This is a genomic window from Candidatus Edwardsbacteria bacterium RifOxyA12_full_54_48, from assembly GCA_001777915.1.
Lineage (GTDB): Bacteria > Edwardsbacteria > AC1 > AC1 > EtOH8 > UBA2226.
Map to the genome: position 1 here is coordinate 226517 of MFFN01000006.1, position 12784 is coordinate 239300.

The 12784-nt window shown below is 55.3% G+C and carries 12 protein-coding genes; all 12 read right to left on the bottom strand.

Features of this window, described 5'->3' with window-relative positions; translation table 11 throughout:
- Positions 1-7: 7 nt before the first annotated feature.
- The 12 genes from A2273_00895 to A2273_00950 are packed head-to-tail and all read right to left on the bottom strand — an operon-like array spanning position 8 to position 12781.
- Positions 8-1216: a hypothetical protein gene (locus A2273_00895; protein ID OGF06798.1), complete on the bottom strand. Its 1209-nt coding sequence runs from the start codon at positions 1214-1216 to the stop codon at positions 8-10.
- Positions 1206-2114 carry a hypothetical protein gene (locus A2273_00900; protein ID OGF06799.1) on the bottom strand — a complete coding sequence of 303 codons (909 nt, stop codon included), beginning with the start codon at positions 2112-2114 and terminating at the stop codon, positions 1206-1208. Before A2273_00900 ends, A2273_00895 begins: the two co-directional genes overlap by 11 nt.
- Positions 2111-2920, bottom strand: coding sequence for a hypothetical protein (locus A2273_00905; GenBank protein ID OGF06800.1), 810 nt, complete (start codon positions 2918-2920; stop codon positions 2111-2113). The genes A2273_00900 and A2273_00905 overlap by 4 nt, the downstream gene beginning before the upstream one ends.
- The gene (locus tag A2273_00910) at positions 2902-3627 is read right to left on the bottom strand and encodes a hypothetical protein (GenBank protein OGF06801.1); all 726 of its coding nucleotides are present in this window, start codon (positions 3625-3627) and stop codon (positions 2902-2904) included. The genes A2273_00905 and A2273_00910 overlap by 19 nt, the downstream gene beginning before the upstream one ends.
- On the bottom strand, positions 3624-5003 hold the full coding sequence (locus tag A2273_00915; GenBank protein OGF06802.1) for a hypothetical protein: 1380 nt from the start codon (positions 5001-5003) through the stop codon (positions 3624-3626). Before A2273_00915 ends, A2273_00910 begins: the two co-directional genes overlap by 4 nt.
- 10 nt (positions 5004-5013) lie before the next feature.
- A complete protein-coding gene (locus tag A2273_00920; GenBank protein OGF06803.1) occupies positions 5014-6150 on the bottom strand; it encodes a hypothetical protein in 1137 nt (378 codons plus the stop codon).
- 1 nt (position 6151) lies between these two features.
- On the bottom strand, positions 6152-7222 hold the full coding sequence (locus A2273_00925) for a hypothetical protein (protein OGF06804.1): 1071 nt from the start codon (positions 7220-7222) through the stop codon (positions 6152-6154).
- Between the two features lie 5 nt (positions 7223-7227).
- Complete coding sequence (locus A2273_00930; protein OGF06805.1) at positions 7228-8208, bottom strand: hypothetical protein; 981 nt, start codon at positions 8206-8208, stop codon at positions 7228-7230.
- A 17-nt stretch (positions 8209-8225) separates the two neighbouring features.
- The gene (locus A2273_00935; GenBank protein ID OGF06956.1) at positions 8226-9278 is read right to left on the bottom strand and encodes a hypothetical protein; all 1053 of its coding nucleotides are present in this window, start codon (positions 9276-9278) and stop codon (positions 8226-8228) included.
- 29 nt (positions 9279-9307) lie between these two features.
- Entirely contained in the window at positions 9308-10207 is a 900-nt protein-coding gene (locus tag A2273_00940) for a hypothetical protein (protein ID OGF06806.1), read from the bottom strand.
- Positions 10204-11301: a hypothetical protein gene (locus tag A2273_00945; GenBank protein OGF06807.1), complete on the bottom strand. Its 1098-nt coding sequence runs from the start codon at positions 11299-11301 to the stop codon at positions 10204-10206. The genes A2273_00940 and A2273_00945 overlap by 4 nt, the downstream gene beginning before the upstream one ends.
- Positions 11285-12781 carry a hypothetical protein gene (locus tag A2273_00950; protein ID OGF06808.1) on the bottom strand — a complete coding sequence of 499 codons (1497 nt, stop codon included), beginning with the start codon at positions 12779-12781 and terminating at the stop codon, positions 11285-11287. The genes A2273_00945 and A2273_00950 overlap by 17 nt, the downstream gene beginning before the upstream one ends.
- Positions 12782-12784 lie beyond the last annotated feature (3 nt).

Here is a 12784-nt window from a genome sequence, read left to right on the forward strand (position 1 = left end):
CTTCAAATTAAGTGACCTGGTTAATAACAATTAATTTCGGCCGGGCGAAAGAGAACTCGGTCTCCATGGGAACGAAATAGGCCCCGGCGCCTTCTATGCAGATCATATCTCCAATTTCCAGTTCCGGCAACTTGGCCCCGGCAAACAGCCGGTCCCAGGGCATGCAGGTGGGGCCAATGATATCGTAGACTTTATATTGGCACTTCCCCTTGTTCCCCAAGACGGATAATTTTCTGGTCTCCCCCACCAATGGCCCGGCGGCGCCCACCCGGCCGCCGTCGACAATGGCATAATTTTTCCTGCCGGACTGGCGCAAGCCCACCACTTTTACCGCCAGGACCTGGGCGTTCCCGGTGATCAGTCGTCCCGGCTCGGCCCACATTTCCAGATCATTCAAGCCATATTGGGCCAGAGCTTGGTGAAAATATCCGGCGGCTTCCCCCATTATCTTAAATCCATCATCGGGGCCGGCCACCGGGGCCGGCCAGGGCCGGCCAAAGAACCTCAGCCAAGCCTGCTCCCACAGCGTCAGCAAGCGCATGTCCTTGCCGGGAAAGCCGCCGCCGATGTCCAGGGCCCTGATATCGGTTCCCAGTTTTCGGTTTATGGTTCCGATGAAGGCCAGACATTCATCTACCGCCCGACGATAGGCTGAGAGATTGCTGCTGCCCAGATGGAAATGGATGGTCTTGAGATCAAGTTTTTTATTAGCGCATATTTTTTCGGCCATGGCACAGGCCGAACCGTCTTTGATGATATGTCCGAACTGGCCCTGCCAGCCCACCGATGGCCGCACCCGCAGCCCCAGTCCGATCTTGTATTCGACATCCTTTGACAGCTGATTGACGATATCCAGCTCCTGCGGGGCATCTATGTTTATGCATTTGATCTTTTTCTGCACTGCCGTCTGCAGGGCCGCCGGAGATTTGTAGATCCCGTTGAAGACGATCCTGTCCGGAGACACCCCCAGAGAAAGAGCCAGGTTCAGTTCCCGCTCCGAGATCACCTCGGCCCCGGCCCCGTTCTGGTGCAGAACCTTCAGAGCCTGCGGTACCGGATTGGTCTTGTAGGAATAGAAGATATTATCCTGCCAGCCATGCCGGGCCAATATTTCCCGGGCCCGGCCCATGTTGCCGGCCAGCATCTGTGTGGAGGCAATCTCCAGCGGAGTGCCGTGTTCTTCGACAGCCTCTTTTATCATCTCCTCAGTGAACATATCTGTCCTCATGGCCGCCGTCCTGTTTGCTAGGTTGATTGCACTTCTTTAAGACCATCATCCACCCTCCGGCAATATAATACGGCAACACATCAGCTATTTTGTAATCTAATTTCAGCAGGCCGGGGCCAATATCAAACCAAGGGAACAAAGTGCCCCATAAAGTAGCCCAGGCGTCCTGGTTTTGATAATCAATCATTCGGAACCCACAACAACTAAAAATATTCAACAAGGTCGGCATTTTGAAAAAACGTTTGTGATAATCATCAGTATAAACATCCCAAGCGGTGAGGTTCCCCTGCGAAGCTTCAGAAGCCATTCTGCGAAAAAACCTGATACACGATCTGCCGGCCACACTTTCTCTGACCGGAAGCAATATCTGCTCCAAACATTCCCGGAGGCCCTGTTTATTTGGTATAGTAAGGAGAACAAACCCTTTATCCTTCAATAATCTATGACAATGCATCATCACCAAATCGGGTGCTGAAACATGCTCCAATACTTCACTTATGATTATCACGTCAAATATCTTTTCACCGGACATTTCATCTACCGGAATGTTCATGTATGCAGCCCTGTCCGGGAACCTGTTGGTCTGCGAGGCATATTTAATTACATTCCTGTCGGTATCAATTCCAACTGCAGATGCACCCAGGGAGCATACTGACTGGGTAAGGAATCCATAACCGCACCCTAAATCCAACGCTCTTATCTTCTGTTTTGGGCCAAATGACTGCAATTTGCTTATGATAAAATTTAAATTGACATTCCATGACGCCACTTGCCCTGCTTCTATTCGAGCCCCTCTCCCGGTATTAGCGCACCTTTCATTAACAAGGGTAGCGTATAGTTCATGGGCGGCATTGACTGCAATATTGCTTTTTGCCTGCCGCTTCATTTTATTCCCTCCACTGCCACCCACCAGCCGGTAAATAACTTCATCCTGGTATCCAGCCGGCCCCATTTGCGGCAGGCGCCGATCATCAGGCCATTGATCCGGTCGGCAACCGGATTATCGATCCGGTCAAAAAATTCGATCAGGGTGGTGAGCCCGATGGGAACATGCATGATGGCCGTTGACCGCCCGACGGCAAACCCGGCCTGCTCCAGCAATCTTGCTGTCTGTCTCAGGGAATAGAAATAATCGGTCTGGTATTCATGTTTTTTGAACCTCTCGGCCAGCCTGACCCCCGGCTTGAAAAACGGATTGTCGGCGGAGTTCAGGGCCAGCACCAGTTTCCCCCCGGGCTTTAAGATCCTATGGCACTCGGACAGGGCCCGGTCTATTTCCGGGAAGTGGTCAAAGGTCGAGGGGGAGATTATGACATCCACGATATCATTTGACAGAGGGATCATTGCGGCATCGCCCGATATGATCCCGATATCAAGGTCCTGCCGTTTGAAATGCTCCCCGGCCCTGAAACAAAATTTGGCGGATATGTCCATTCCCCAGACCTCATTGGCTGGGCCGCTAAGATAGCCATAGATGCCGGTATTGCCGAAGGCGGCTTCGTAGAGGTCGGTGATCAGAACACTTTTATCATCCCCGATCCCCCATTCTTCCAGCAGGCCGGTGTATTCCTGGCTTTTATACTCGGCCAATATGGGAATAAGATAATAGCCGCCGACCTGGTCTGCCACACCATCCCAATAGGCCCGGCCGGGGCCCTTTCTTAAACCGGCCTTCACCGCAGCTGACCCCATTTTTCGCTTTTGGCCAGGTACCGCAGGATGGGGATCATCATGAACCCTTCGTACATGATCCTGAAATTGAAGCTGGAATTGCCCCGCTGCCGGTCGATGAACACTATCGGCACTTCCTTGATTTTGAATCCTGACAGGATGCTGCTGTAAAGGATCTCCTGCACTATGGCCGGGCCGCGGGAGATCAGGGAATCGACGTCGATGGCCTCCAGCACCTCCCGCTTGAAGACCCGGTAGCCGGAGGTACAGTCCCTTATCTTTATCCTGAGCACCAGCCTGATATACCAATTGGCAAAAACGGTGACGGCATGCCGCAGCCAACCCCGGCCCACATCCGCCCCGCCCTGGACGAATCTGGAGCCCAGAACCACATCGGCCTGGTTCAACCCTTCCAACAATGAGGGAAGGTATTTGGGGTCGTGGGAAAAATCGGCATCCATCTCCACCACCGCCTCCGCCCCCCAGTTCAAGGCATATCGAAGCCCGGCTATGCCGGCCAGCCCCCTTCCCCTCAGCTTCTTTCTATGCAGAATATGGACCCGCGGGTTCTCGGCTGATAGTTTATCAATTATCCGCCCGGTGCCGTCCGGGGAATTGTCGTCCACCACCAGGATATCGACCTGGGAGACATGGTCGAATATCTGTCCTATCAGCCGTTCAATGTTTTCGGCTTCACAGTAAGTCGGGATCATCACCATGGTCCTCATGTCGACCGCCCCTTAAAAAGCATTCCGGCCGCTTCCCGGAGGTTGATCATTAATTCGGTCAAGGACCTCACAGACAGCGCTCTTTTGATGAGATATCCCGGCCTGAGATAAAATTTCCGGATAGCCTCTTTCTGCCACTGTTTCATCATCTCCCGGGAAATCTCACTGGACACTACCCCGGCCTCGGTTGACTGGTCTCCCTGGCTGGAGATATCCCAGCCCTCCTTTTCGGCCATGGATTTTAGGGGGGTCCGCGGCTTGGCCACCGGCAGATTGAATGAGGAGAAATCGGGGCCAAGCTCCAGGGCCAGGGACATGGTCCGTTCGAAAGTTTCCCGGGTCTCCCCGGGCAGGCCGATGATGAAGGTGGCCAGGGTCCGGATGCCCTCCCGGCGGCAGTCCCTGAAGGCCCGTCTGATGACCTCAAGCTTGACCCCCTTGTGATGCCGGTCCAGGATCTCCTGGCTGCCGGATTCCACCCCGATCATGATCAGGTCGCAGCCGGAATTTTTCAGTAACCTCAGCCTTTCCGGATCCAGCAGATCGGCCCGGCAGAAACAGCCCCAGGGCAGGCCGATCCTTCTTTTATTCATCCCTTCCAGCAGGATCTCGGTCCTTTTCCGGTCAACCCCGAAGGTCTGGTCGCCGAAGGAAAAATATCTGGCGCCCAGTTTCTTGATATATTCCAGTTCATCCAACACTTCCTCCACCGGCCTCATTTTATAGGGCAACTGGCCGACCAGGCAGAAATCGCATTTAAAGGGGCAGCCAAAGTCTGTGACCACGCCGGCATAGGGAAGTTTTCTGGCAAACGGCATCCGGTATTTTTGGTAGGGGAACAGGTCATGCCTGGGGATGCCTGCGGAATACTCCTCTGTCCGGGGGCTGCGCCGGCAGCAATATATCCCTTCGGATAAAAAGGCAATATCCACCGCATTTTTCTCATCGCCAACCAGGTAGGGAAGCCACCCGCTTGAGGCATAGTCCAGCAGAACAGCACCGATGAAATGATTTTCCCTCAGGAGTTTTTCGGTTTCGGCAAATCCGGCGTCGCCGCTGACAATGAGTTTGACGCCTGGCAAAGCCTTATTGATCAGTTTAAAAAATCTGACATCGTTGGCAAAGGAAGCCAGTCCCAAGAGCGAGATGATGAAATCCGGACGGCGGTCCACTATTTTATCCAAGGCAGAATCAAATGACAGCCTTTCGGCCATGGCGTCCAGCGCAAAAATTTCGTGCCGATCGCCCAGATAGCCGCTGATCAGCAGCAGATCGATGGGCGGAGTCAGGTAGGCCGCCTTGGAGACCTTGCTGCAATAGCTGTCCCTTAGATAGATCCGATCTCCCGGGGGATTCAAGAGCATTACTTTGACCATGGCAATACAATCATTTCTTAAGTTTGGCAAAGGCCTCCGCCAGCATCTCGGGCGAGGGGGGGCAGCCATCCACCCATATCACGTCGGGCAGGTCCTTGAGGTGTTTGGTGCACTCGCCCACCGCTATCACCTTCCGGCTGTTTTTGGGGATCTCGGCGTTTTTTCCGTAGACGAAATCCACCCGGCCGAAAACCATTTGGCGCAGTACCGGCATCAGACTGGCGGCCCACTTCCTGGGGTCTCTGGCCGATGATAGCAGTCCTTCTCTGGCCGAACCGCCGCAAAGGCTGCAGGCCAGGGGCGTCCGTTGATTGTGCAGGCCCAGCATTTTCAGCATCTCCATCTGCGGGCGCTTGAATCTGCGGGCGCAGGCATCAAGCCGATCCCCGATGATGGTTGCCTCCAAGCTTCCCAACCTCATTTGACTGGCCAGCGATAAATGGTCCACTTCAAGGGGGTCGATGCTCATCAGCCGGCAGCCGGCGGCATCAACTGCCAGGGGGTCGGCCCCGGCGATCAGAACCTTGAATCCGACCTTCTTTCCGGCGAACAGCGGCCCATCGCCTTCGATGGCGGTGAAACCGTCCAGGATGGTGAAATCGGGACGGATTATCTTATAGAGTTCGGCCACCGGACGATGCAGCCCGTTCTTGTGAAACCTCTTCTTATCGGCGTATGACAACAAACCCTTCTGGTTCTTCAGGCCCAACGTGACCAGGGTATTGATATGGGTCTTCATTTTGGGCAGGTTGATGTAATAAGCGTCTTTGAATATCACGGGCAGATCAAGTTGGCCGTCGTACCATTTCACCGGGTATCTGGGGGCCTGGTTCAGGTCCAGCAGCGGGACCTGGTATCTTCGGGCCAGTTCGCTGAATCCTGTTCTTTCAAAGGCCTCCCAGGCATCAACCCCCAGCCCCGGCCCTTCGGCGATGGTAATATCCCTGACGCCGATTTCTCTCAAGTACTCGACCAGCATTCCTACCAGGCGGGCATCACTGACCACCCCGCTGGTCCCCGGAGCGGGGAAAACCAAGTTGGGCTTCAGCACCACCGGCCGGTCCAGGGGGATCGCCAGAGGCAGTTCCTTAAGCCAGCCGGAGAACTGCGAAAGGTGTTTGATTTTTTTTAGATATATGTCGGGCATTTTATCTGTACGGATCATTTATGATACATTGATCACAAATGGTTTGGCTTTTGAACCAGCCCCTGGTCCTCAATGTTTTTCGGGCCCGTTGATATTTTTTATTATTCCATACGGCCATGATGTCGCTATTGGAAAGGGATCCGAAATCATCATTCTTATGATAGCTCCCGCAGCAGGGAGCAATTCCCCCGTCGGTCCGAACCGCTATCTGGCTCCACAAAAAGGGACATTGAAGAAATTTTCGGGCCGCTGCTTTATTGGATTTATACAAGTGATACCGGTGGTCTTGGGGCAGATAATCCTCCACTTCCTCCCGTTTCTTATCGGCGGCATTATAAGCCAGGGTCTCCATTTTGGCGAAGGATGCGATGAATTTGATCTCATCGATCCCCAGCTGTTTGGCCATAGCAATGGCCCGGTTGATCTCGGATTCATTGTGCCGAAACACGATGAACTGCCAGATCAGGCGGGGTAATTTGACCCGTCGCTTTATCTTCTGGGCGGCGATGGCCTTTAAGTTTCCCATGACCTTTTCGAAATCCCCGCCGCGGCGGTATTTAGAATAGGTATCGCCCGAAGCCCCGTCCAGGGATACTATCAGGGTGTCCAGTTTCGAGTCCATCAGAGGGTCCATCATCCGGCTTTCAAAAAGCGTCAGGTTGGTGGAGACCACCGTCCGGATGCGCCGGGCCGAGCAGTACCTCACCATGTCGAACAATTCGGGGTTGAGCAGGGGCTCCCCCCAATTGTACAGAAACACTTCATAAAGGTATGGCGCCAAAGGATCGACTGCTTTTTTGAAGGTGCTAAAACTTAGCTCCCGCTGCTGGCGGCCGGCCATCCCCCGGCCGGTGGGACACAGCGGACAATTGAGGTTGCACCGGTCGGAAGGCTCTATGATCATCTTTACCGGCCGGGCAAAGGCCCGGCCGGGGAGCAGGAAATTATGGGCCAGCCCCAGCAGGAGGTTATAGAACTTGCGCCAGCTGAAATATGATGTAAATACGAAGCGCTTCAGCAGGGATAGGTTATAATTATTTTCCCAGGGATAGGAAACCTTGGTTTGGGGCATAATATCTACGTTCCGTCAGTTGCTTTTCCGACGACATATATATGATGGGCGTTGAGGTTCTTGAACCAGGACGGCAGATTGGCCTCCAGCCAACAAAAGCAATCTAATAGACCGGATTTATTTTCAACCTTATTATTCAATCCCCATTCCCATCTTTTGCCGAACAGCCTGACCACCCTGTCTATATCGTCCTTCAGGGGCATATCCTGGGTGTCCATCGAGGGGGGAACATCGACCGCGCCGGCCTCCAGCACCTGCAGCCCGGCCTCGGTAAAGGCCTTTATTATCCCGGCCTTTTGGGTCATAGCAATGTTCCCGTGGTCCCAGGGGGCTTTTCTTATCGCGTGATACCACCGATGCCAGGCATTTCCCATGTTGTTATTATTGATGGTCACCATCAGGACGATATTGGAGCTCACCCGGGACAGCTCTTTAAGGTACAGGACCGGGTCTTTCATCTTTTCCAGCATGCAGAAGCTCCAGCACAGCTGGCGGCTTCTGTCGGGAAAGGGCAACGCCGCCACCCCACACTGAGACAGGCGGACCTTGTGGCCCAGGCCCCTGCCCCGCCAAGTGGCCCGGGCCTCTGTCAATAAAAGCCGGGAAGGGTTGGTCAGATCCATGGGCCGGGACAGGCCATCCGCCAGCGCCAGGCTGTTGGCCCCCGGGATCCCGGTTATGCCGTCGGCCGGAGACTCTAGGGCCGATTTTATTCCATATTGACTGGCCAGCCGGCACAGCAGGCCGTCAACCATCATCCTTTCGTATTTGGTGCCCAAACCCTCGTCCCCCTGGCGGGGCGCCATGTACTTAAGGTTGTTCTCCACAAAAAGCCTGATCCGGGCATCGGATTCTTCGGGGACCGGCTCTGCAATGGCCGGTTTTCTGCCCGACAGGACCTGCCTTATAAAAACAAACAGAACGAAGATATTAAGTGGAATATTCAGCAACATCCACAGAACGATGGCGGCCGATTGTCTCAGCATTGATGATAAGAAACGTATCATTTTCGGATCCTAAGGACGTTGACAAGCAGGTCACTCAGGACCCTCAGGGAAGTCCGGACATCGAAGGTCATATTGGTGTATGAAGCGTTGGCCAGGGGGCAGGCGCACTTCCTGGATTTTATCTGCCGCCTGATCTGGCGGGCCTGGCCCGAACGCCACAGCTTTTTGAAATCGTAGTCGTGATCAGACAGCCGGCCCATTTCATCGCCCCGGATGCAGCAGCCCCAGACCGCCCCGTCCGGCATTATCTGAACCGAGGCATAACCGGAATAACAGGGCAGGCCGCCCTGGCCCTTGAGCACCTGATAGACATATTGGTAATACTGCCGGCGGAATGACTGGGCGATGGCGGCCCAGCCCCGCTTCCTGTTAAAATCGATCTCCTTGATCAGATGATCGGCTATCGGCTTATATTCTTCCGGGGACGGGGTGATGTCCATATCCCGGTTCAATAACTCCGCCCGGTTTTCGGCCACCTCGGCCACCATGGAGCCGGCCCCCAGCTGGGCCAGATCTTTTCGCCGTTCCAGAAACCCATCCAGATTGCTTTTGGAGATGACCGTGCCGATGCCGATCAGCAAATTGGCCGGCTGGGCCTTCTTCAGGGCCTCGATGGTAGAGACGGCATTCCGCCAGGCATCCCCGCTGCCTCGGATGCTGTTCTGTTCCTCCCCGGCGGAATCCAGCGAAACATTGACGATGAAATTTATCCCGGGGTATCGGTTGGCCAGGGCCCTGACCACCGCTGAGGTTCTATCGGGCATGCTTCCGTTGGTGGGGATGTTTACTAATCTGGGACGACAGCTGCCGCAGCACAGGTCAACGATATCTTTGAAATCATCCCTTAGGAAAGGCTCTCCGCCGGAGAAGGTGACCCAATAAGCCGATCTGCCCAGGGACAAAAATATTTTCCGGTAATCCTCAATCCCCATCTCCGGAAGATTTGACTGGTATATCCGGCAGGTGGCGCAGCGGTAATTACACCGGGTGGTGACGCTGATGGTGTAGTTCAGCGGCATTGCCACCGGCCATCCCCAGGCCCGGAACATCCGGTATGGTATCTGTCCGGCGATGGGGTTCACGTTCTATCCTCCGGATCTTTGGTGGAGGCAGCCATATCCCAGACGAAGGGATTTCTTTTGGCCAGATGGAAGTCATACCAGGCCAAAAGCCTGGCCCCAAGTTCCAAAAGCAGGGACCCTGTAAGAAGCACCACATTTTTCATGCTGGCCGGCATTTCATCCTTCAATAATCCCAGGACCATGAGGTTGTTCATGGTGTCGGGCAGCTTCCAATCCGGCCGCAATTTAAGCAGATGGTGGTAACCGACCAGATGCCGCCGCCGGACCTTGAGGAAATCGCGGATATTGTCCGGCCCCCTGTTCCTGAAAACAGCTTGAGGTATGTATTGGGGGAAATATCCCCTCTCCTGCACCAACTGAACTATCCAGGTCTCATCGGTGGCGGTGTCGTTCGGAATGGCATCAAACACCCGGCGGAAAGCCACTACTTCGCCGGCCTTGAAACTCTTCAGCGCTATGCGGTGATGCAGCGACCAGAAAAGGTTCACATAGAAACCCATGAAGCTGGCCCGGTCATTCTGGGGAATGATCCTGCCGGCAGTAACCCCTACAAGGTCATCGGCAAAAGGCCCGACCAACAGTTCTAAGGCCCCTTCGTCCGGCAGGATGTCGGCGCTCATCAACACCAACAGATCGTTGGAAGAATTCCCGATGAAAAGGTTGACCGCCGAGGCCTTCCCCCTTCGCCGGGGTTCTGTTATCAGCCGGACCCGATGGTCTTTGGCGGCATAGGACCTGACGATGGGCTCAGTCTGATCGGTGCAGCCGGAGGCCACCACCAATATCTCGGACAGTCCGGAATCGCCCCGCTGATATATCAAGAGGCGGTCCAGTAATCTGCCGATATTGGCCGCCTCGTTATATGCCGCAATGCCTACGCTGAATTCCCTGGTCATAGATTTCTCTTTACAGCCGCCAGCACCTCCCCCGGAGTGATGCCGGCCAGGCATTTGAGGTCCGGGCAGAACTGGCGGTAACAGGGGGAACAGGCTGTTCCGGCCGAAAGCTTTTCCCCCCTGCCGTACAGTTCGATCTCCTGCTGGCAGGTGGGGCCGAACAGGGCGATCACCTTTTTCTCCAGGGCGATCCCCAGGTGCATGGCCAGGCTGTCGGCGCTGACAATGACATCCAGGCACGAGATCAGGGCCGCAAATTGCCGGATGTCAAGGTCGCAGGCCGTGGCTGCGGTTCCGGGGGCCAACCGGACTATCTTTTTGATCAACGGCACCTCGTCCGGCCCGCCCAGCAGCACCGGATGGCCGATCCCCTCCTTTTTGACGGCCTTGGCCAGCCGGGCATAGTTGTCAGCCGGCCAGGCCTTGGTGGGGAAAGCCCGCCCCACCCCGGTATTCAGGCCGATCAAAGGAAGCCGGCCCTTGTTCTTTAGCAGTTTTGCCAGGTATTCGGTTGCCCGACCTGTCTCCTTTTCGCTGGGGAGGTACTGGTATTTTTGATTGGCATATTCCAGCCCGGCTGATTCGATGACCAGCTGCTGGTAGCTTTTTCGGTTGCTGTGGAACTTCAGCTGGTCCGATAATCCCAGGTCATAAAGATATCGGGACCTTTTATCTAACGGGACCAGGTAGCCCTTGGGATCCCAGCCGAAACCGGTCTTTTTATCAGCTTCCAGTATCGAAGCCAGGGCCGCAGCCCGGGGCTCCTTGTCCAGGCATATTATCCGGCTGAAATGCTGGACCGACAGCTGGGTCAGGGATGCCGCATCAAAACACAGCAGTTCATCGATGGCCGGGTTGTTGTACAGCAGCGGAGCGGCATCGTGGTCGGTCAGCCAGGTGATCTTCATATTCGGGCGGTGCTGCTTCAGGGCCGAGGACAGCGGGGTGGTCCTCAGCACGTCCCCCTTGGCGGCCAGTTTTATTATCAGGCAGCTTTCCTTCCAGGGGCGGTAGGTATTGCAGCCGACGCATTGGCTGGAATGTTTGCAGGGCCTGGCCCCGGCGAAATGGCGGCAGTCACTTTTCCAGTGCATGGCCGTCCTGTTTCAGCTCTTTCAATTTATACTGCAGGGTCCGCAGGCTTATTCCCAGTTGGTTGGCGGTCCTCTTGCGATCCCCCTGGCAGGCCCTCAAAGTTGACAGAATATAGTCCAGCTCCATCTGATGCATGGTTTTTCCGGTGATCACCGGCTGGGCCTCGGGCTTTTGGGACAGCACCGAACCCGGCAGGTCCTCCACCCCGATGATGCTGCCCTTGGTCATCACAATGGCATAGGATATCACGTTCTCCAATTCCCGGATGTTTCCCGGCCAGTAATAGCCGGCCATGGCCTCTTTGGCCTCTCTGGTGATATCCGAGATCTTCTTGGCCGCAGCCTGCTGGGAGTTCTCCAGGAAATAATGGATCAGCAGGGGGATGTCGTCCCGTCTTTCGCGCAGGGGCGGCAATTCTATGGTGACCACATTCAGCCGGTAGTAGAGATCCTCCCGGAACCGGCCCTCGGCCACCTCCTGTTTAAGGTTCCGGTTGGTGGCCGAAATGATCCGGACATCCACTCGGATGCTCTTGTTCTCCCCGATCCTTCGCATCTCGCCGTCCTGCAACACCCGCAGCAGTTTGGCCTGAATGGTGGGGGAGATATCGCCGATCTCGTCCAGGAAGAAGGTGCCCCCGTCGGCCTCCTCGAAAAGCCCCATCTTGTTGGCGGTGGCCCCGGTGAAAGAGCCTTTTTTATAGCCGAAAAGCTCCGATTCCAGCAAGGTCTCCGGCAGCGCCCCGCAGTACTGGGCCAGGAACATGGCTTCGCGGCGCGGCCCGTTGTAGTGGATGGCCCTGGCGATCAGCTCCTTGCCGGTCCCGGATTCCCCCTGGATCAGCACCGGCACCGAACTATCCAGCACCCTCTCCACCAGGGAAAGGGCCGCCAGAAATTTGGCCGACTTGCCGACGATATTATCGAACTGGTAATGGTGCCGGATCTCCTTTTTAAGTATCAGGTTCTCCTGGCGCAGCCGGGCCTGCAGCCTGGCGTTCTCTATGGATATGGCCGCCATGTTGGCAAAGGCCGCCAGGAAATCCTTATCATCCTCGGTAAAGACATTGGAGGTGGTGCGGCTGTCGATGTAGATCAGCCCGATTATCTCGCTTTGCTTTTTGAGGGGGGTGCACAGCACCGAGCGGATATTATACAGCATCACGCTTTCGGAGCCGGTAAAACGCGGGTCGGTCTTAGCATCCGAGGTCAGCAATGGTTCCCCGGTTTCCATCACCTGGTTCAGGGTGGTCTGGGATATCTCCCCGGGCTTCTCGATATCCTTCTGCTCCAGGTTCCGGGCCACCTTGACCGACATCTCCTCCCCCGGGGCGTCCCGCAGCATTATGAAGCCCCGCTCGGCCCGGGTGGTGGATATCACCAGGTCCATCACCTTGCTGAGCAGCTCCTCAAAATCGGGGATGGAGTTTATGACCTGGCTGATATCGTAAAGGGCCAGTATCTCTTTTCTATCGGTCATGAT